The following is a 19716-nucleotide window of genomic DNA, read 5'->3' as shown; positions in this document are numbered from 1 at the left end:
GGATGGGCGTAAGGTTGCGATTTGATCGTCGCGGGAACCGGCCCCGAGCGGCCCCGCAGCCAGGAATTTCCTGGAGAATTGGGGTTACCGCTCGGTAGAGATGACGTTTCCGTCGTCGCGGTAGCACGATGGATGCGGCGTACGTACCCCCGCGCAGCAGTATCCCGACCGCGTGCACCGCATCGTCCGTGTGCAGGGCACGACACGACCGACCAAAGCGAAGGACAAGCGTGGCTTCCGGATCCGATCGCAATCCGATCATCATTGGCGGCCTTCCCAGCCAGGTCCCGGACTTCGATCCCGAAGAGACCCAGGAGTGGCTCGACTCACTCGACGCCGCCGTCGACGAGCGAGGCCGTGAGCGTGCCCGGTATCTGATGCTCCGGCTGATCGAGCGGGCGCGCGAGAAGCGCGTGGCCGTACCCGAGATGCGCAGTACGGACTACGTCAACACCATCGCCACCAAGGACGAGCCGTTCTTCCCCGGCAACGAGGAGATCGAGCGCAAGATCCTCAACGCGACCCGCTGGAACGCCGCGGTCATGGTCTCGCGCGCCCAGCGCCCGGGGATCGGGGTCGGCGGCCACATCGCCACCTTCGCCTCCTCCGCCTCCCTGTACGACGTGGGCTTCAACCACTTCTTCCGCGGCAAGGACGGCGGCGACGGCGGCGACCAGATCTTCTTCCAGGGCCATGCCTCCCCCGGCATCTACGCCCGCGCCTTCCTGCTGGACCGCCTCAGCGAGAGCCGGCTCGACGCGTTCCGCCAGGAGAAGTCGAAGGCGCCGTACGGGCTGTCCAGCTATCCGCACCCGCGTCTGATGCCGGACTTCTGGGAGTTCCCCACCGTCTCGATGGGGCTCGGCCCGCTCGGCGCGATCTACCAGGCCCGGATGAACCGCTATATGGCGGCGCGCGGGATCGCCGACACCTCCGCCTCCCATGTGTGGGCCTATCTCGGCGACGGCGAGATGGACGAGCCCGAATCGCTGGGCCAGCTCTCCATCGCCGCCCGTGAGGGCCTGGACAACCTGACCTTCGTCGTGAACTGCAACCTCCAGCGCCTGGACGGTCCGGTACGCGGCAACGGCAAGATCATCCAGGAGCTGGAGTCGCAGTTCCGCGGGGCCGGCTGGAACGTCATCAAGCTGGTCTGGGACCGCTCGTGGGACCCGCTGCTGGCGCAGGACCGCGACGGTGTGCTGGTCAACCGGCTGAACACCACACCGGACGGGCAGTTCCAGACGTACGCTACCGAGACCGGCGCGTACATCCGCGACCACTTCTTCGGCGACGACCAGCGGCTGCGCGCCATGGTCGAGAACATGACCGACGACCAGATCCTGCACCTCGGACGCGGCGGCCACGACCACCGGAAGGTGTACGCGGCGTACGCGGCGGCCAAGGCGCACCAGGGCCAGCCGACGGTGATCCTCGCGCAGACCGTCAAGGGCTGGACGCTCGGACCGAACTTCGAGGGCCGCAACGCGACCCACCAGATGAAGAAGCTCACCGTCGCGGACCTCAAGGGCTTCCGGGACCGGCTGCACCTGCCGATCACGGACCGGCAACTGGAGGACGGGCTGCCGCCCTACTACCACCCGGGCAGGGACTCGGAGGAGATCCAGTACATGCACGACCGGCGCAAGTCGCTGGGCGGGTACGTACCGACCCGGGTCGTCCGGGCGAAGCCGCTGACGCTCCCCGGCGACAAGACCTACGCGGCGGTGCGGAAGGGCTCCGGACAGCAGTCGATCGCCACCACCATGGCGTTCGTCCGGCTGCTCAAGGACCTGATGCGGGACAAGGAGATCGGCAGGCGCTTCGTGCTGATCGCGCCCGACGAGTACCGCACGTTCGGGATGGACTCGTTCTTCCCGAGCGCCAAGATCTACAACCCGATGGGCCAGCAGTACGAGTCCGTCGACCGTGAGCTGCTGCTCGCGTACAAGGAGTCGCCGACCGGGCAGCTGCTGCACGACGGTATCTCCGAGGCGGGGTGCACGGCGTCGCTGATCGCGGCGGGCTCCGCGTACGCCACGCACGGCGAGCCGCTGATCCCGGTGTACGTCTTCTACTCGATGTTCGGTTTCCAGCGGACCGGTGACCAGTTCTGGCAGATGGCCGACCAGCTCGCACGCGGTTTCGTACTGGGCGCGACCGCCGGCCGTACGACGCTGACCGGCGAGGGGCTCCAGCACGCCGACGGCCACTCGCATCTGCTGGCCTCGACCAACCCGGGCTGTGTCGCCTACGACCCGGCGTTCGGCTTCGAGATCGCGCACATCGTGCGGGACGGTCTGCGCAGGATGTACGGGCCCGAGAGCGAGGACATCTTCTACTACCTCACGGTCTACAACGAGCCGGTCCGGCACCCCGCCGAGCCCGCCGACGTGGACGTCGACGGCATCCTCAAGGGCATCCACCGCTACCGGCCGGCCGAGCGGGGCGAGATCCCGGCGCAGATCATGGCGTCCGGTGTGGCCGTGCCGTGGGCGGTCGAGGCACAGCGGATCCTCGCCGAGGAGTGGAACGTCAGGGCGGACGTCTGGTCGGCGACGTCCTGGAACGAGCTGCGCCGTGAGGCCGTCGAGGTGGAGCGGCACAACCTGCTGCACCCGGAGGAGGAGCAGCGCGTCCCGTACGTGACGCGGAAGCTCTCCGGCGCGCGGGGCCCGTTCGTGGCGGTCTCGGACTGGATGCGCTCCGTGCCGGACCAGATCGCGCGCTGGGTGCCCGGTACGTACCAGTCGCTGGGCGCGGACGGTTTCGGCTTCGCGGACACGCGCGGCGCGGCCCGTCGTTTCTTCCACATCGACGCGGAGTCGATCGTGCTCGGGGTGCTGACCGAGCTGGCCAGGGAGGGCAAGGTGGACCGGTCCGCGCTGAAGCAGGCGGTGGACCGCTACCAGCTCCTGGACGCGTCGGCGGCGGACCCGGGGGCGGCGGGCGGCGACGCCTGACCGCGGGGAGTACCGCGGGCGCTGCCGCGGAGGATCAACAGGCCGCGGAAGATCAGCAGTACGTCGTGAGGGCGGCGGTGCCGGAACGGTGCCGCCGCCCTCCGGCGTACGGTGCCGGCCGGTCATCGCTCCCAGATCTTGAAGGCCCTCACCCGGTACGGGGAGCTGGGCAGCCAGGTGCCGGTGCCGGGGTACGTCTCGAACTCGCCGGTTTCCCCGCAGGTGGCGGACTGGTACGTGGTCACGGGGCGGCCGGTGCGGTTGGCCAGGGAGTGGGCGGTGGTGCCGGCGGGGAGCGGCACACAGCTGTCGATGTCGGTCCCGGAGAGTTCATGGGTCTGCCGGGCGCCCTTGAAGTCGTCCTTCTCCCAGAGGCACAGCTCGCCCGCCGCGCACGTCCCGAGGCGCGGCGGAACGGCCCGCTCCGCCGCCGGCGCGGCGGTGCCGGTCCCGGGGAGCAGGGCGGCGAGGGTGAGCGCCCCGACGGCGGCGCCGACGGTCCCGGCCGTACGGCGGAAGGCCGCCGTACGGGGAGCGGTGCTGCGGATGGTGGTCGTGGTGGTGGTGCGCTGCTCGGTCATCTCGTTCGGCCCCCGTGTCATGTGTCGTGCGGTCTCGTGTCGCGCGGTCAGTGCCCGCGCGGTCACATGTCGTATGTCGTCCGTGTGTCGCGTGTCGTGTGCTGCCGGGACCGCGTGCCGCGCTCTCGGCCGTCACCACTCTGACCTGCGACTGAGCACCGCCGGAAGGGGGCGGGGCCGCCCTCCACCCGGATAGGCGACAGCCCCGCCGGAACCTTCCGGCGGGGCTGTCATGGGCGTGATGTTGACGTCGGGTCACCCGGAGGCTGACGTCAGATGTGAACTCCTCCGCCCGCGGCGTCCGCGTTGTCGCCGCGCTTCGTCAGCAGGGCGACGAAGACCGCCACGACGGCGACACCGGCCGCGACGAGGCAGGCCAGCCCCATGCCGGACATGAAGGTGTCGTGGGCGACGGCCGTGATCTGCTGGGCGACCGCGGGCGGCATGTCGGGGGTCACCGGCGCCATCCCGACCTGGACGGCCTCGGTCGCCTGGCCGGACTGGGCGGCGGTGAGCGGGGGCAGCCCGGCCTCCGTCCAGTTGCCCGGCAGGTCGTTGGAGACCTTCGAGGCCATCACGGCGCCGAGCACGGCCGTACCGAGGCTGCCGCCGATCTGCATGGCGGACTGCTGGATGCCGCCGGCCACCCCGGAGAGCTCCAGCGGCGCGTTGCCGACGATGACCTCGGTCGCGCCGACCATCACGGGGGCGAGACCGAAGCCGAGCATCGCGAACCAGACGGACATGGTGAGACCGCTGGTGTCCGTGCCCAGGGTGGACATGCCGAACATGGCCGCGGCGGTGAACGCCATACCGCCGGCCAGCGGGATCCGCGGCCCCACCTTGGTGATGAGCACCCCGGCCAGCGGCGATCCCACGATCATCATCCCGGTGAGCGGCAGGAGATGGAGACCGGCGTCGATCGGGCTCATGCCGTGCACGTTCTGAAGGTAGAAGGTGACGAAGAAAAGCCCGCCCAGGAAGGCGATGGCCATCAGCACCATCAGCACCACACCGGCGGAGAGCGGTACGGAGCGGAAGAGCGCCAGCGGGACCAGCGGCTCCGCGACCCTCGTCTCCCAGTAGGCGAAGCCGCCGAAGCAGGCCAGCGCCCCGACGATGAACAGCCAGGTCGTGCCGGACCCCCAGCCCCACTCGGGAGCCTTGATGATCGCCCACACCAGGGCGAACATGGCGGCGGAGAGCAGCACGATGCCGAGGATGTCGAAGGACCTCGGGGCGTTCTCCGCGCGGTGGTCCAGCAGGATCAGCATGCCGAGGACGAGGGCGGCCACCCCCACCGGCACGTTGATGAAGAAGACGGACTGCCAGCTCACGTGCTCGACCAGCACACCGCCGAGGATCGGCCCTCCGGCGGTCGAGGCACCGATGACCATGCCCCAGATGCCGATGGCCATGTTGAGCTTCTCGGCCGGGAAGGTGGCCCGCAGCAGACCGAGCGCGGCCGGCATCAGCAGCGCACCGAAGAGCCCCTGGAGCACCCGGAAGGTGATCACGAGGGAGATGCTGTGGGAGAGCCCGATGGCCCCGGAGGCTGCGGCGAAGCCGGTGACACCGATGAGGAAGGTCTGCCGGTGACCGAAGCGGTCACCCAGCTTGCCCGCGGTGATCAGCGCCACGGCGAGCGCCAGGAAGTAGCCGTTGGTGATCCACTGGACATCGGCGAAGGACGCGCCGAGGTCGGTTTTGATGGCCGGATTGGCGATGGCGACAATGGTGCCGTCGAGCGCCACCATCATGACGCCTATCGCCACGGAGAAGAGAGTCAGCCAAGGGTGGCCGCGTCGCCCCTTGGACGGCGTCTTTTCCGGGGGTTCCGGGGTCGGAGGCGCCTTGTCGACAGTGGTCTGACTAGTCATACCGGGAACGGTAGTGTCAGTCACTGACAGTTGACAAACCAATTCACACGTCAGTAACTGTCATTTTGCTCCCCAGTAAGGAAAGCGGTGAGAGTGAGGTTTCCGAAGGTGAGGTTTCCGCGGTGACCGGACTGCGCGCGCGCAAGAAGCAGCGCACCCGGGAGTGCCTGCTCCGGGTGGCACTCGAACTGTTCACCACCCAGGGGTACGAGCGGACCACCGTCGACGAGATCGCGGACGCGGTGGAGGTCTCCCAGCGGACGTTCTTCCGCTACTTCGCCAGCAAGGAGGAGGCCGCCTTCGCCATGGTCGATCTGGTGGAGTCGAAGTTCGTCGAGGCGCTGCGCGCCCGGCCCGCCGCGGAGGGCCCGTTCGAGGCGATGCGCCACGCCGTGTCGTCCGTCTGGGAGAGCGTGGGCGACACGATCGAGTCCGTCGTGACGGTGGAGCTGTACATGGACTCGTACCGGATGATCGAGTCGACCCCGGTCCTGCTCGCCGCCCATCTGCGCCGCTCCTCCGATCTGGAGGAAGGGGTCGCCCGGCTCATCGCGGACCGCGAGAGCCTCGACGTCGACACCGACCCGAGACCCCGGGTGGCGGTCGCCGCGTTCACGGGTGTGATGCGGGCGTCCGGCCGGATGTGGGGCCGCGGCGAGGATTCCGGCGTGGCGGGTCTCGGCCGGCTGACCGAGGCGTATCTCGACCAGCTCACCCCGCGGCTCCTGGTGGACGACTGGGACTGACGGCCGACACCTCGGACCGACGCCTCCCCTGCCGCCCCGCCGTCCCGACACCCCCTGCCGTCCCGGCCGCACCGGCGCGCTCACATCGCCGCGCGTCACGTCAGGGCCATTCGGGGGAAAATGCGGAGAAATGACAGAGAAGCCGCGCGGGAGGGCCGGAGATTTCCCGCAGGAACGGCGCCCGCCGCTCACCGCCGCGCGGAACTCACTCCCCGCGCACTCCCCTACGCGCTCCTATGCGCCGGAGCGTGCACTCCCGCTGCACGTTCGGTGAGGTTACCGATGGTTCAATCCTCCGCCGCCGGTGACGTGTCTCACGCTCGTCGCGAGGCCCCCCGCGCGCGCTCTATGGTGAGAAGCAGTGACTTCCTTCGACTCCACCCCCACCCTGAGCGTGTGGCGCGCCCTGCTCGCCCTCGCCGTCGTCTTCCTGATGCTGGCGACCACCGGATGGACCGCCGTGCAGCATCAGCGCGGCCCCGGCGAGCCCCTGACCGCCGCCTTCAACGCCTGGGAGCGGGGCCGGATCGGCGCTCGTCACCTGCCTGACCCGACCGGGCCCGCCAAGACCCTGTCCGCGTTCTTCGCCTCCCTCGACACCGCTCAGCAGTCCCGGCTCGCGGACAGATATCCGCTCGCCGTCGGCAATCTCAACGGTGCCCCGGCCGCCCTGCGCTACCGGGCCAACCGGATCGCGCTGGCGCAGGCGCGGACGGTCGAGGAACACCGGATGCACGACAGCAGGCTCTCCGGCGACGGCCGTCAACTCGCGGGCCGCCGCATGCACCGGTACGAGTCACTCCTTGGCGGCGACCGGCAGATCCTCGCCTTCGATCCGTCGGGCCCGGGCCGGGTGGCCGAGGTCCTGGGCGATCTCGACCGGGCCCAGCGCGTCTCGGTCGTGGTGCCCGGAGTCGACACCAACCTCCTGACCTTCGAGCGCGAGAACCGCAGGTACGCGGCGCCCGTGGGCATGGCCGAGTCCCTCTACTCCGCCGAACGCCGGGCCGCCCCCGGCACCCGTACCGCCGTCATCGCCTGGGCCGACTACACCTCCCCCGCCGGCCTCGGCGTGGACGCGGCCATCGGGAAGCTCGCGGAGGACGGCGCCGTACGGCTCACCGCGCTCACCGCCGCGCTGCCCGGGCGGTCGAAGGTCTCGCTCTTCTGCCACAGCTACGGCTCCGTGGTGTGCGGGGTCGCCGCGCGCACCCTGCCCGCCCGGGTCACGGACGTCGCCGTCGCGGGCAGCCCCGGCATGCGCGTGGAGAACGCGGCGCAGCTCAGCACCGGCGCGCGGGTGTGGGCGATGCGGGACCGCGACGACTGGATCCAGGACGTGCCGTATCTCGCCGTCGGCGGGCTCGGCCACGGCGCCGACCCGGTGACGCGGGCGTTCGGCGCCCGGGTGCTCTCGGCCGCGGGCGCGCTCGGGCACGCCGGTTACTTCGAGCCGGGTACGGAGAGCCTGCACAACTTCGCGGACATCGGAGTCGGCTCGTACCGCGCCGTGACATGCGCGGACGGCGCCGGGTCGTGCCGGAGCGGCATCGTCTACGACGGCGAGACGATGGCCGGATAGGCAGCGGCCGTAGGCCACCCGCTCCCGGGAGCACGAGGGCCCCGCGCGGCCTGACGCGCGTAGAATTCCCCCTCTTCGGCAGGCGACGCCGGAGCGCGCGACGCCTACGATGAGGCACATGGGTGATGTGCTTGCGGGGATTCATGCCACCTGGGAGTTCGACAGCGACAGCGTGCACATCCGCTTCGAACGGGGGATACGGACGCCGAAGCTCCTCTCGGCGCTGGGCGAACGCCGTATCCCTCACGAGGCGTTGTCATCGGTGACGCTCGCTCCGGGCAAGCGGGGGACGGTCGTCCTGCGCGCCGTGCCGAGACCGGGCGCCGACCCGCTCACGGAGGCCGCGGCCGGCCAGCTCAGGGAGAGCGGCGATCCGTACCGGCTGGTGCTGCCCGCCGAGTCCGAGACCCTCGCCGAGTACTACGCCGACGAGCTGCGCGCCGCGCTCACCGCCGCGCGGCTGCGGCGCGGGGACCGGGGAGAGGCGCCCGACGAGCCCGCGGAACGCTATCTGGTGGCCGCGCCCGCGGCGCCGCTGCACTTCAAGGCGTACGACGGCAAGGCGTCTTTCGACGGTACGACGGTCTCGTTCCGGTGGTTCTGGACGGGCGCCTCCTCCACGAAGTGGAAGGCGGGTGACCAGCGCCTGGCCGTCGCGGAGCTGGAGGGCGTCGAGTGGCGCTCCCCCGAGCTCTTCGACGGATACCTGCGCCTGCTCCCGCGCGACGGACACGGCACGGCGGGCTCCGGATCGGGCGAGGCCGACCACGACCCGGCCGCGGTCGTCTTCGGGCTCGGCTACGGCCCGGTGCACGAGTCGCTGCCGTTCGCGGCGGCCGTCCTCGCCGCGGTCCGCGGCGCGGCGGCGAAGCGGGTGCCGGCCCCGGCCCTCGCGATGGCCCCGGCGGGCCGCCGCGACCCGGCGGACGTCGCGGACCGGATCAGGCACCTCGGGGAGCTGCACCAGGCGGGCCTGGTGACGGACGAGGAGTTCACGGCGAAGAAGACGGAGCTGCTGGCGGAGCTGTGAGCGTACGGGGAGCGGAGGGCGGACGGATGGCCGGGCGGAGGGGCGGACGGATGTCCGGGCGGACCAGTGGCCGGGCGGACCAGTGGCCGGGCGGAGCAGTGGCCGGGCGGACGAGCCGATGAGCCGACGGGTCGACAGCGGAGGGGCTGTGGCCGACGTGTGCCGTGGGGTGTCTCCGCGCCCCGGGTCATACCTGGGTATGAGGCACGGACCGGCTCTCCGGTATGACGCGGGCCGTCCGGCCGCTACCTAGGCTGACCAGGTCATGAGTACCGTTCCCCCGCCTCCGCCGGCCGCGCCGCCCCCGCCTTCCTCGCCCCCGCCGTCCCCCGCGCGCCCCGCCCCGCCGCGCGGGAGCCTGCGGGCGACCGCGCGGTCGCTCGCCGACGCGCTGCGGACCCCCTCGGACTCCACCGAACCGCTTCTCTCCACCGCGCCCAGGCGGTGGCAGCGGCGCGCCCCGTACGTGCTCGTCCTCGGCTTCACCGTCTCCCTGCTGCCCGTCACCACCACCGTCCTCAGCCAGGACTACCGGCTCGGCGGCGGCTGGTCGGGGGCGCTGGCCACCGCGCAGACCGCGCCGCTGCTGCTCGCCGTGACCCGGCCGCTCCAGGCGTGGTGGATCATCTTCGCCGCCGATGTCGTCGGCGGGATCCTGCTCCAGAGCGCCGACGGCGCCGGCGGGCGGCCATGGCCCTGGACACCCATGGTGATCGTGGGCTACCTGGTGCTGATGATCTGCCTGGGGCTGCGCGAGTCGCGCCGTACCCTGCTCGCCGTCTGGCTGGCCACCGGCCTCGCCGGGCTCTTCTTCGAGCTGATCTCGCAGAGCAGCAGCGACGGCACCCATCTGCTGCTGTTCGTCCTCAGCGGGCTCTTCCTGGTCCTCAGCGCCGCGCTGCGCGAACGCGGCGACGCGCAGCGCCGACTGGTCGAGCAGGAGACGATCAGCGAGGCGGAACGGGCCCGCAGGACCCTGCTGGAGGAGCGCGCCCGGATCGCCCGTGAGCTGCACGACGTGGTGGCCCACCACATGTCGGTGATCACCGTGCAGGCGGACTCGGCGCCGTACCGGATCGAGGGGCTGCCGGACGCCGCGCGCGAGGAGTTCTCCACGATCGCCACCGGGGCCCGGGAGTCCCTGGCGGAGATGCGGCGACTGCTCTCGGTGCTCCGCAGCGACGGCACGGAGGGCGAGCGGGCGCCGCAGCCGGGGCTCGACCGGGTGCAGCAGCTCGTGGAGGCGACCGTACGGGCGGGGGTCCCCGCCGAGCTGTCGCTGCCCGCGGGGGTCGGGACCGTGCCGCCCGCCGTGGACCTCTCCGCGTACCGCATCGTGCAGGAGGCACTGGCCAACGTCGTGCGCCACGCGCCCGGCGCCCGGACGCAGGTCTCGGTGGTCGCCCACGGGGACCGGCTGACCGTCCTGGTGGTCAACGGCCCGGCGGCCGGGCGGACTTCGCCGCTGGAGACCACCGGCACGGGTCACGGACTGGTCGGCATGCGCGAACGCGTACGGTTGACCGGCGGCACGCTGGACACCGGGCCGCTGCCGGACGGCGGCTTCCGGGTCGCGGCCCGTCTCCCCCTGGCCGCCGGCCCGGGCGGCGACCCGGCCGACGACGCGGGCGCCGCACCGACCGCCGACCGGACCACCGCACCGACCGCCGCACCGACCGCCGACCGGACCGACCGTCCGACGCACGTCCCGAAGAACCCGGCCCCCGAGGACACCCCTTGACCATCCGCGTGATCATCGTCGACGACCAGGCCATGGTGCGCGCGGGGTTCGCCGCCCTGCTCTCCGCGCAGTCCGACATCGACGTGGTCGGCGAGGCGCCGGACGGCCGCAAGGGCGTGGAGGTCAGCCGCACCGTCCACCCGGACGTGGTGCTGATGGACGTCCGCATGCCGGAGATGGACGGACTGGCCGCCGCCCGCGAGCTGTTGAACCCGCCGGCCGGCGTGATCCACCTCCCGAAGGTGCTGATGCTGACCACCTTCGACGTGGACGACTACGTGTACGAGGCGCTGCGCGCCGGCGCCTCCGGCTTCCTCCTCAAGGACGCGCCCCCGGCCGATCTGATCGCGGCCGTACGGATCGTCGCGTCCGGCGAGGCGCTGCTCGCGCCCTCCGTGACCCGCCGGCTGATCGCGGACTTCGCCCAGCAGCGGCCCGCCCCGCGCCGGGACCGCGCCCAGCGGCTGCGGGGGCTGACGCCCCGGGAGACCGAGGTGCTCGAACTGATCGCGCGCGGGCTCTCCAATCCGGAGATCGCCGAACGGCTGGTGGTGGCCGAGCAGACGGTGAAGACCCATATCGGCCGGGTGCTCTCCAAGCTCGGGCTGCGGGACCGCGCGCAAGCCGTGATCTTCGCGTACGAGTCGGGCCTGGTCACCCCGGGCGACACCCCCGCCTGAGCCGCGCGCCGCCCCGCCGCCCCGCCGCCCCGATACGCCACACCACCGGACCACCGCACCGGACCCTTACGGGACCGACCCCCAGTACCCCCACTACCCAGGTATGACCTGGTAGTTGGCTCCCGGGTGTGATGTCCGCCCATACACCTTCTTCCTACTTTCCCCCTCGCCACCTCGATGGACGAGAGCGGGAAGAGGGAGACGTACATGCGCCGCTACAAGAGGACTCTGGTCGCCGCCGCGCTGGCGACGACCATGGTCGGGGGCACGGCGGGCTGGGCCTCCGGCAGTGCGCAGCAGGCCGTGACCGGGCCGCCGCCCGGGAGCGCGGCCTGGCGGGCCGACGGTTCGCTGGGGCGGGCGCTGCCCGACCCGGGGTCGGCGAGCCCGTACGAAGTCGCCTCGTTCTTCCGGGCGCTGACGCCCGGACAGCGCGCGGACCTCACCCGCCGCCACCCCTCGGTCGTCGGCAATCTCGACGGGGTGCCCGTGGCGCTGCGCTACGAGGCCAACGCGCTCACGATCCGGGCCGCGCACGACCCCCGCTACGGGCGTCTCGCGGCGCCCGGCCGGCGGATCCTCGCCTTCGACCCGCGGGGCCGGGGCCTGGTGGCCGAGGTGTACGGGGATCTCACGGCGGCCCGCCATGTCGCCGTCGTGGTGCCGGGCTCGGACATCGACGCGGGGAGCTTCGACCGGGCGGAGGACCCGTACGGCACGCCCGCCGGGATGGCGGCGTCCCTGCGGAGGGCGACGCGGGACCGTACCGCCGTCGTCGCGTGGGCGGGCTACACCACCCCCGTGGGGGTCGGGCTCGACGCGGCCACCGGCGACCTCGCCGAGGCGGGGGCCCGGCGGCTGGCGCGGTTCACCCAGGGGCTGGCGGCGGCCGGGACTGCGAAGCCATCGCTCTTCTGCCACAGCTACGGCTCGGTGGTGTGCGGGCTCGCCGCCCATGAGGTGAACGCCACCGACATCGTGGTGCTCGGCTCGCCCGGGATGCGCGCCGACGACGTCGCGGACCTCCGTACGGAGGCGCGCGTCTGGGCGGCGAAGGATCCGTCCGACTGGATCTCCAAGGTTCCGAACGTCGAGTTCGCCGGGCTCGGCCACGGCCCCGACCCGGCCGCCGCGGAGTTCGGCGCCCGCCGGGTGCCGGCCGCCACGGCCGAGGGCCACACCGGCTACTTCGTCCCCGGCACGGACTCGCTCCGCGCCTTCGCCGCCATCGCGCAGGGCAGCGCCACGCAGGGCCGTACGACGGGAGAGGGCCGATGATCGCCGGGACCGTGGCGAAGATCGAGGCGCGCACCCCCGCCTCCCGCGACCGCGCGATCGACGGGCTCCGCGCCCTCGCGCTGCTCGCCGTGCCGACCGGGCACTGGCTGCTCGGCGGCTTCACCCTCGACTCCGGGGGCGCGCTGCACAACGCGAGCCCGCTCAGCACCTTCGGCGGTTTCGCGCCGGTGAGCTGGGTGCTCCAGATGCTGGGCATCTTCTTCCTGGTCGGCGGGTACGCGTCGGTCCTCTCGTACCGGAGGCGGCCCGGCACGACGGCCGCCTGGCTGCGCGGCCGTGTGGTGCGTCTGGGCCGGCCGGTCCTCGGGGTGACGGCCGTCTGGGCGGTGCTGCTGCCGGTGCTGTACGGGCTCGGCGTGCCCGGCACGACGCTGCGGACCGCGTCGACGCTGGTGATCCAGCCGCTCTGGTTCGTGGGGATCTACGTGATCGTCACCGCGCTGACCCCGTACTGCGTCGCCGCCGCGCGCCGGCTCGGCGGCTGGGCCGCCGCCCCGCTGCTGGTCTCCGTCGCCGCCGTCGACCTGCTGCGGTACGGGCCGTACGCGGACGCCGTGCCGTCCTGGCTGAGCGTGCTCAACATCCTGCCCGGCTGGCTCTTCGCGTACCAGCTCGGTGTGGCGTGGGGCGAGGGGCGGATCGGGCGGCGCGGGGCGCGGTTCCTGCTCGCCGGGGGCGTGCTGCTCTTCGCCGCGCTGCTGCTGGTCTTCGACTACCCGGCGTCGATGGTCGGGGTCCCCGGCGAGGTCCGCACCAACTCGCATCCGCCGTCGCTGCTGGTGCTCGCCCTCGCCGCCGCGCAGAGCGGCGCCGCGATCCTGGTCAGGGACCGGCTGGGGCGGCTGCTGGCGCGGCCCGCGCTGTGGGCCCCGGTGGTGATCGTGAACCTCTCCGCGATGACGATCCTGTGCTGGCACCAGACGGCGATGCTCGCGGTCGCCGTACCCGGTTCCTTCGCCGGTCCGCTGACCGGTCTGACGACCTCGCCGGACACGCTCGGGTGGATCGTGGCCCGGCTGACCTGGCTGCCGCTCTTCGCGACGCTGCTGGTGGTCATCGGCCGGTACGCGCGCGGCTTCGACGCGCCGTGGGAGACCGGGACACGGGGCGCGAAGGCCCGCCGCGCGGCGGCGGGGCTCCTCGCGGCGGGCTTCGCGGTGTTCGCGCTGGGGCTGGCGTGAGCCGGGAGAAGCTACTCCCGGGCGGCCGACGTGAAGGTCATGTCGGCGTACCGGCCGCCCGCCACCCGCGCCGCGATCGGCTCCAGCAGGCTCAGCTCGCTCTCGGTGAGGATGAGATGCGTCGCGGCGGTGTTCTCCTCGATCCGGCCGCGCCTGCGGGTGCCGGGGATCGGCACGACGGCCAGGCCGTGCAGCGGCGCCCGCTGCTGCACCCAGGCGAGGGCGACCTGGCCGGGGGTGGCGCCCCGCCCCTCGGCGATCTTGCGGACCGGCTCCAGCAGCGCGGCGTTCGCGGCGGCGTTGTCCCCGGTGAAACGCGGCTGCTGGCGGCGGAAGTCGTCGGCGCTCAGCTCGTGCTCGGCGTGGACGAACGAGCCGGTCAGGAAGCCGCGGCCGAGCGGGGAGTACGGCACGAGCCCGACACCCAGTTCGGCGGCGGCCGGCACGGCGGTCTTCTCGATGTCGCGGCTGAAGAGCGACCACTCCGACTGGAGCGCGGTGATGGGATGCACGGCGTGGGCCGCGCGCAGCTCCGCGCCGGTGACCTCGCTCAGCCCGAGGTAGCTGACCTTGCCCTCGTCGACCAGCTCGGCCATGGCGCCGACCGTCTCCTCGATGGGGACGTTCACATCGCGCCGGTGCATGTAGTAGAGGTCGATCCGCTCCACGCCGAGCCGCCGCAGGCTGCCCTCCACACAGTGCCGCAGATAGGCCCGGTCGTTGCGGATGGTCCGGCGGCCGGGGTCGGCGGGATCGATCCCGAGGGCGAACTTGGTGGCCAGGACGATCTCGTCGCGGTGCGCCCGGACGAACGGCGCGAGGAACTTCTCGTTCTCGCCGTCGCCGTACACGTCCGCCGTGTCGTACAGCGTCACCCCCAGCTCCAGGGCGCGCTCCAGCGTGGCGCGCGCCTCGTCGGCGTCCGTGGGCCCGTACGCGAAGCTCATGCCCATGCAGCCGAGCCCCTGGGAGCCCACCTCCGGGCCGCCGGTGCCCAGGCGTACCTTCTCGATCCTGCCGTCGTGCGCGCTCCGGCTCTTCTTGTCGCTCATCGGGGGTCGAACCTCTCCGACGCCGTGCGGGCGTCCGCGTAGAAGCTGATCTTGTGGTCGAGCACGGACACCGTGTCCTGAAGCTCCGTGATCCTGCGGAGCACGTCGCGGCGGGTCCGTTCCAGCAGCTCCTGCCGCTCCTCGAACGTCTCGTCTCCTACCCGGATGAGCTCGGCGTACCGGACCATGTCCGCGACGGGCATCCCGGTCAGCCGCAGCTTGGTGACGAAGACGAGCCAGTCCAGGTCCTTGTTGCGGAAGCGCCGCTGCCCGGTGTGCGACCGGTCGATGTGCGGCATGAGGCCGATCCGTTCGTACCAGCGCAGGGTGTGCGCGGTGAGCCCGGTGAAGGCGGCGACCTCGCTGATCGTGTAGCGGTCCTCGCCGTGGGGCCGCGGATGGGCCGACGGCGCGGTGGCGCAGATGTCGACGGGGGCCGTCCGTACGGGGCTGCTCTGGATCAGCGTCATACCGTCAACGCTAGAACCTTCGAGTGCACTCGAAGCAAGTGGAAAAGGAGATGATTCTGCCGAACGGAGTGACAGAATCGCACTCCATGAGCCTCGCACGCCGCGCGACCCCGGCGGACGCCGGAGAGCTGGTCCGTCTCCGCGCGATCATGCTCGACTCGGTTCACGGGCCGGATCCGGACGCGGACTGGCAGCCGCCCGCGACCGAGACACTGCGCATCAGGCTCGCGGACCCGGACGGCGATCTCGCCGCCTTCGTCGTGGACCGGCCGGGGGACGGAACGCCGGGGAACGGAACGGCTACCGGTACGGGCCTGGCGGCCTGCGCGATCGGGGTCATCGAGCAACGCCTCGGCAGCCCCGGCAACCCGCTGGGGCTCGTCGGCCATGTCTTCAGCGTCGCCACCGACATCGACATGCGGCGCCGCGGCTACTCGCGGGCCTGCATGGAGGCGCTGCTCGACTGGTACCGGAGCCGCGGCGTCCGGAAGATCGGTCTGCACGCGTCGGAGGAGGGCGAGCCGCTCTACGCCTCGCTGGGCTTCGTCCGTAACCCCGCCCCCGCCATGCGGCTGACCCATCAGGGCCGCGCACGGGGTGTCACCCCTGCCCAGTAGGCTCATCCGCATGCAGAGCCTGGCGATGATCGAGAACTGGCCCGTGCCGCACGCCGCGGCCGTCGTGGTGCGCGCCGACGGGAGTGTCGCCGGGTCGTACGGACCCACCGCGCGGCGGTTCCCGCTCGCCTCCGTGACCAAGCCGCTCGCCGCGTACGCGGTGCTCGTGGCGTACGAGGAGGGTGCCGTCGAGCTGGACGAGCCGGCCGGGCCCGACGGGGCCACCGTGCGCCATCTGCTCGCGCACACCAGCGGGCTCGCCTTCGACGAGCACCGGGCGGCCGCCGCGCCCGGCACCCGCCGGCTCTACTCCAACGCGGGCTTCGAGGTGCTGGGCGACCATGTCGCCAAGGCCACCGACATCCCCTTCGCCGACTACCTCCGCGAGGCCGTGCTCGAACCGCTCGGCATGGCCGACACCTCCCTGCCGGCCGGCGGTTCACCGGCGCGGGACGGCGTGTCGACCGCCGACGACCTGGCGCGCTTCGCCGCCGAGGTGCAGGCGCCCCGGCTGCTCGACCCGCGTACGGTGCTGGAGGCGACGGGCGTCGTCCACCCGGGGCTCTCCGGGGTGCTGCCCGGCTACGGCAACCAGAAGAACAACGACTGGGGGCTCGGCTTCGAGATCCGTGACGGCAAGTCCCCGCACTGGACGGGGAGTTCGTCGTCGCCGCGCACTTTCGGCCACTTCGGGCAGTCCGGTACGTTCCTGTGGGTCGACCCGGACGCGGGGGCGGCCTGTGTGGCGCTGGCGGACCGGGACTTCGGGCCGTGGGCGATATCGGCGTGGCCGCCCTTCACGGACGCGGTGCTGGCGGAGCTGGGGTAGGGCCCTCGCCCGGATCGGCCCGGCATCTCCCACCGGATCGGCCCGGCATCTCCCAGAGGATCAGCCCGGCATCTCCCAGAGGAGCACTTCCGCCGCCGCTCCCCCGCCCGCGGTCCCGGGCCCGGCGACCAGTTCCAGCCCCCGCGCGTCGGTGATCCGCGCCGAGTCGCCGGGGGCGAGTTCACCCGTACCGCCGGCGCCCTCGGTCCGTTCGGGCCCCTCCAGCCGTACCGCGCCCCGCACCACGTGCGCGTAGACCGCGGGCGCGTCCGGCACGGCGGAGCGCTCGCCGGCCCGCAGGCGGCGCACGTGCAGCAGCGCGCCCGCCCGGGGCAGGGCGTACGGGGTGGCGTCGGCGATGCCCCGTACGACCTCGTACGCGGGCTCGCCGCCCGGCTCCAGCGGTGTCAGCCACATCTGGACGAAGACCAGCGGGTCCGGTCCGTCGTTGCGCTCCACATGGCGCACCCCGCCCGCGGAACTGAGCCGCTGGAGGTCGCCGGGGCGGACGACCGTGGCGTGCCCGGCCGAGTCGCGGTGGGTCAGCTCGCCCTCGACGACCCAGGTGACGATCTCCGTGTCGCGGTGGGGGTGTTCGCCGAAGCCCGCGCCGGGCGCCAGCCGTTCCTCGTTGCAGGCGAGGAGCGCGCCGAAGCGGAGGTTGTCCGGGTCGTAGAAAGGTCCGAAGGAGAAGGCGTGCAGCGACTCGATGCCCACCGTGGCGTCGCCGCCCGCGTAACGCTCCGCTGCGTACCGTACGAGAATCACGTCACCACCGTAGCCCCGGCACCACGAGCACCCGAGCCGATAAGGCAGTCTTGTCCCGTGCCTGAACCATCGAACGAACCCCATCCGCATCCCGCGACGCTGCGGCGGTTGGAGCAGTCCTCGGGACGGCTCGCCGCGAACGCCATCGCCCGCATGGACGAGACGCTGCCGTGGTACCGCGCGATGCCCCCGGAGAACCGTTCGTGGATCGGGCTGGTGGCACAGGCGGGCATCGCGGCGTTCACCGAGTGGTTCCGTCACCCGGAGACCCCGCAGGCCATCTCCACCGATGTCTTCGGCACGGCGCCGCGGGAGCTGACCCGGGCGATCACCCTGCGCCAGACCGTCGAGATGGTGCGGACCACGATCGAGGTCATGGAGGCGGCGATCGGAGAGGTCGCCGCTCCCGGCGACGAGTCCGCGCTGCGCGAGGCGCTGCTCGTCTACGCGCGGGAGATCGCCTTCGCCACCGCGCAGGTGTACGCCCAGGCCGCCGAGGCGCGCGGCGCGTGGGACGCGCGGCTGGAGTCGCTCGTCGTCAACGCGGTGCTCTCGGGCGAGGCCGACGAGGGCGCCATCTCGCGGGCGGCGGCGCTGGGCTGGAACTCCCCCGAGCATGTCTGTGTGCTCCTCGGTACCGCCCCGGACGAGGACAGCGAGCTGACCGTGGAGGCGATCCGGCGGGCCGCGCGCCACGCCAAGCTCCAGGTGCTGACCGGGGTGCTCGGCGACCGGCTCGTGGTGATCGCGGGCGGCAGCGACGATCCGCTGAAGGTGGCGAAGGCGCTGATCGGCCCGTACGCGGCGGGCGCGGTCGTCGCGGGCCCGGTGGTGCCCGATCTGCTGGCCGCCACGAAGTCCGCGCAGGCGGCCGCGGCCGGGCTCAAGGCGTGTTTCGCCTGGCAGGACGCCCCGCGCCCGGTGCTGGCGGACGATCTGCTGCCGGAGCGCGCGATCGCCTCCGATCCGGCGGCCCGCGAGCAGTTGGTGGAGGAGATCTACAGACCGCTCGAAGAGGCGGGCTCGGCGCTGCTGGAGACTCTGAGTGTCTATCTGGAGCAGGCGAGCAGTCTGGAGGGCGCCGCGCGGATGCTCTTCGTCCACCCCAACACCGTGCGCTACCGGCTGCGACGTGTGACTGACGTCACCGGATGGTCACCCTCCGACGTCAGGTCGGCGTTTACGCTGCGGATTGCGCTGATCCTCGGGCGTCTGGCCGACGGGGATCCCCAGTCCTAGGCTTTTGTCGTACTCCAACAATTCCCCTCACGGTTCTTCGTTCCTGTCCTCACGGGCGGTGAGGACCGTACACAAGAGAGAGTGTGAGTGTGCTCGTACTCGTCGCTCCCGGCCAAGGCGCTCAGACGCCCGGCTTCCTGACTCCCTGGCTCGATCTCCCCGGCGCCGAAGACCGGCTGCGGGCCTGGTCGGCCGCCATCGACCTGGATCTGGTCCACTACGGCACGAAGGCCGACGCGGACGAGATCCGCGACACCGCCGTCGCGCAGCCGCTGCTGGTGGCCGCGGCGCTGCTCTCGGCCCGGCAGCTCTTCCCCACCACCGCCGACCTGGTGCCGCGTGTCGGCGCGGTCGCGGGCCACAGCGTCGGTGAGCTGGCCGCCTCGGCGCTCGCCGGGGTCTTCGCGGACGACGTCGCCATGAGCCTCGTACGGGCCCGCGGGCTGGCGATGGCCGAGGCCGCCGCCGTCACCGAGACCGGCATGTCCGCACTGCTCGGCGGCGACCCGGAGACCACGCTCGCCCACCTCGACCGGCTCGGCCTGACGCCGGCGAACGTGAACGGCGCCGGCCAGATCGTGGCCGCGGGCACGGCCGAGCAGCTCGCCGCGCTGGCGGAGGACAAGCCCGAGGGCGTACGGCGCGTGGTGCCGCTGAAGGTCGCCGGGGCGTTCCACACGCACCACATGGCGCCCGCCGTCGAGAAGCTGTCGGCCGCCGCCGCCTCCGTCGACGCCGCCGACCCGGCCGTTCCGTACGTCTCGAACAGCGACGGCGGCGCCGTCGCCACCGGCTCCGAGGTGGTGGCGCGGCTGATCGGTCAGGTCGCCAACCCGGTGCGCTGGGACCTGTGCATGGAGACGTTCCAGGAGCGGGGCGTGACCGCGCTGATCGAGCTGTGCCCCGGCGGCACCCTGACCGGGATCGCGAAGCGCGCCCTGCCCGGTGTGCGGACCCTGCCGCTGAAGACCCCCGACGACCTGGACGCGGCCCGCGAACTCATCGCCGGGTCCGCGCCGTCCTCGCACTCCTCCGCGGCTGAATAAGGAGCAGAGAGC

Annotated in this window: 17 protein-coding genes; 12 read left to right on the top strand and 5 right to left on the bottom strand. The window is 72.4% G+C overall.

The window, feature by feature from the left end; translation table 11 throughout:
• Positions 1-230: 230 nt before the first annotated feature.
• Positions 231-2963: a pyruvate dehydrogenase (acetyl-transferring), homodimeric type gene (gene aceE, locus AB0P17_RS20245; protein WP_365812788.1), complete on the top strand. Its 2733-nt coding sequence runs from the start codon at positions 231-233 to the stop codon at positions 2961-2963.
• A 122-nt stretch (positions 2964-3085) separates the two neighbouring features.
• On the opposite strand, the gene AB0P17_RS20240 is transcribed toward aceE, so the two are convergent.
• Both AB0P17_RS20240 and AB0P17_RS20235 read right to left on the bottom strand, forming a co-directional pair.
• Positions 3086-3565 carry a peptidase inhibitor family I36 protein gene (locus AB0P17_RS20240; RefSeq protein ID WP_365812786.1) on the bottom strand — a complete coding sequence of 160 codons (480 nt, stop codon included), beginning with the start codon at positions 3563-3565 and terminating at the stop codon, positions 3086-3088.
• 251 nt (positions 3566-3816) lie between these two features.
• Positions 3817-5424: an MFS transporter gene (locus AB0P17_RS20235; protein WP_365812784.1), complete on the bottom strand. Its 1608-nt coding sequence runs from the start codon at positions 5422-5424 to the stop codon at positions 3817-3819.
• 122 nt (positions 5425-5546) lie between these two features.
• Between AB0P17_RS20235 and AB0P17_RS20230 the strand changes: the two genes are divergently transcribed.
• The 7 genes from AB0P17_RS20230 to AB0P17_RS20200 all read left to right on the top strand — a co-directional run bounded on the left by AB0P17_RS20230 (position 5547) and on the right by AB0P17_RS20200 (position 13683).
• Entirely contained in the window at positions 5547-6170 is a 624-nt protein-coding gene (locus tag AB0P17_RS20230) for a TetR family transcriptional regulator (RefSeq protein ID WP_365812782.1), read from the top strand.
• Between the two features lie 361 nt (positions 6171-6531).
• The gene (locus tag AB0P17_RS20225; RefSeq protein WP_365812780.1) at positions 6532-7752 is read left to right on the top strand and encodes an alpha/beta hydrolase; all 1221 of its coding nucleotides are present in this window, start codon (positions 6532-6534) and stop codon (positions 7750-7752) included.
• Positions 7753-7870: 118 nt separating this feature from the next.
• Positions 7871-8782 (top strand): DUF4429 domain-containing protein, encoded by a 912-nt coding sequence (locus AB0P17_RS20220; RefSeq protein ID WP_365812778.1) that lies wholly within the window; start codon positions 7871-7873, stop codon positions 8780-8782.
• Positions 8783-9047: 265 nt separating this feature from the next.
• Positions 9048-10523, top strand: a complete 1476-nt coding sequence (locus AB0P17_RS20215; RefSeq protein WP_365812777.1) for a sensor histidine kinase — start codon at positions 9048-9050, stop codon at positions 10521-10523.
• Positions 10520-11203: a response regulator transcription factor gene (locus AB0P17_RS20210; protein ID WP_365812776.1), complete on the top strand. Its 684-nt coding sequence runs from the start codon at positions 10520-10522 to the stop codon at positions 11201-11203. Before AB0P17_RS20215 ends, AB0P17_RS20210 begins: the two co-directional genes overlap by 4 nt.
• A 207-nt stretch (positions 11204-11410) precedes the next feature.
• A complete protein-coding gene (locus AB0P17_RS20205; protein WP_365812774.1) occupies positions 11411-12481 on the top strand; it encodes an alpha/beta hydrolase in 1071 nt (356 codons plus the stop codon).
• Positions 12478-13683, top strand: coding sequence for an acyltransferase (locus AB0P17_RS20200; protein WP_365812773.1), 1206 nt, complete (start codon positions 12478-12480; stop codon positions 13681-13683). Before AB0P17_RS20205 ends, AB0P17_RS20200 begins: the two co-directional genes overlap by 4 nt.
• An 11-nt stretch (positions 13684-13694) precedes the next feature.
• Here the strand turns inward: AB0P17_RS20200 and AB0P17_RS20195 are convergent, their stop codons facing one another.
• Together AB0P17_RS20195 and AB0P17_RS20190 are read right to left on the bottom strand one after the other, a co-directional pair.
• The gene (locus tag AB0P17_RS20195; protein ID WP_365812772.1) at positions 13695-14735 is read right to left on the bottom strand and encodes an aldo/keto reductase; all 1041 of its coding nucleotides are present in this window, start codon (positions 14733-14735) and stop codon (positions 13695-13697) included.
• Positions 14732-15205, bottom strand: a complete 474-nt coding sequence (locus tag AB0P17_RS20190; RefSeq protein ID WP_365812770.1) for a MerR family transcriptional regulator — start codon at positions 15203-15205, stop codon at positions 14732-14734. The genes AB0P17_RS20195 and AB0P17_RS20190 overlap by 4 nt, the downstream gene beginning before the upstream one ends.
• Before the next feature lie 86 nt (positions 15206-15291).
• Between AB0P17_RS20190 and AB0P17_RS20185 the strand changes: the two genes are divergently transcribed.
• Positions 15292-15822 (top strand): GNAT family N-acetyltransferase, encoded by a 531-nt coding sequence (locus tag AB0P17_RS20185; RefSeq protein ID WP_365812768.1) that lies wholly within the window; start codon positions 15292-15294, stop codon positions 15820-15822.
• Positions 15823-15832: 10 nt separating this feature from the next.
• Positions 15833-16651 (top strand): serine hydrolase domain-containing protein, encoded by an 819-nt coding sequence (locus AB0P17_RS20180; RefSeq protein ID WP_365812766.1) that lies wholly within the window; start codon positions 15833-15835, stop codon positions 16649-16651.
• A 60-nt stretch (positions 16652-16711) separates the two neighbouring features.
• On the opposite strand, the gene AB0P17_RS20175 is transcribed toward AB0P17_RS20180, so the two are convergent.
• Positions 16712-17419, bottom strand: a complete 708-nt coding sequence (locus AB0P17_RS20175; protein ID WP_365812764.1) for a pirin family protein — start codon at positions 17417-17419, stop codon at positions 16712-16714.
• 57 nt (positions 17420-17476) lie between these two features.
• Here AB0P17_RS20175 and AB0P17_RS20170 point away from each other — a divergent pair, with 57 nt between their 5' ends.
• Positions 17477-18658: a helix-turn-helix domain-containing protein gene (locus AB0P17_RS20170; protein ID WP_365812762.1), complete on the top strand. Its 1182-nt coding sequence runs from the start codon at positions 17477-17479 to the stop codon at positions 18656-18658.
• Between the two features lie 89 nt (positions 18659-18747).
• Positions 18748-19704 (top strand): ACP S-malonyltransferase, encoded by a 957-nt coding sequence (locus tag AB0P17_RS20165; protein WP_365812934.1) that lies wholly within the window; start codon positions 18748-18750, stop codon positions 19702-19704.
• Positions 19705-19716 lie beyond the last annotated feature (12 nt).

Source organism: Streptomyces sp. NPDC088124, from assembly GCF_040685895.1.
Classification (GTDB): Bacteria; Actinomycetota; Actinomycetes; order Streptomycetales; family Streptomycetaceae; genus Streptomyces.
This window is presented reverse-complemented; position numbering and strand designations above follow the sequence as displayed.

What these genes read in the sequence shown, in the direction of transcription:
- AB0P17_RS20240 (WP_365812786.1), bottom strand. Translation starts at nt 3,565, where the DNA reads ATGACACGGGGGCCGAACGAGATGACCGAGCAGCGCACCACCACCACG.
- AB0P17_RS20235 (WP_365812784.1), bottom strand. Translation starts at nt 5,424, where the DNA reads ATGACTAGTCAGACCACTGTCGACAAGGCGCCTCCGACCCCGGAACCC.
- AB0P17_RS20220 (WP_365812778.1), top strand. Translation starts at nt 7,871, where the DNA reads ATGGGTGATGTGCTTGCGGGGATTCATGCCACCTGGGAGTTCGACAGC.
- AB0P17_RS20215 (WP_365812777.1), top strand. Translation starts at nt 9,048, where the DNA reads ATGAGTACCGTTCCCCCGCCTCCGCCGGCCGCGCCGCCCCCGCCTTCC.
- AB0P17_RS20205 (WP_365812774.1), top strand. Translation starts at nt 11,411, where the DNA reads ATGCGCCGCTACAAGAGGACTCTGGTCGCCGCCGCGCTGGCGACGACC.
- AB0P17_RS20200 (WP_365812773.1), top strand. Translation starts at nt 12,478, where the DNA reads ATGATCGCCGGGACCGTGGCGAAGATCGAGGCGCGCACCCCCGCCTCC.
- AB0P17_RS20195 (WP_365812772.1), bottom strand. Translation starts at nt 14,735, where the DNA reads ATGAGCGACAAGAAGAGCCGGAGCGCGCACGACGGCAGGATCGAGAAG.
- AB0P17_RS20190 (WP_365812770.1), bottom strand. Translation starts at nt 15,205, where the DNA reads ATGACGCTGATCCAGAGCAGCCCCGTACGGACGGCCCCCGTCGACATC.
- AB0P17_RS20185 (WP_365812768.1), top strand. Translation starts at nt 15,292, where the DNA reads ATGAGCCTCGCACGCCGCGCGACCCCGGCGGACGCCGGAGAGCTGGTC.
- AB0P17_RS20180 (WP_365812766.1), top strand. Translation starts at nt 15,833, where the DNA reads ATGCAGAGCCTGGCGATGATCGAGAACTGGCCCGTGCCGCACGCCGCG.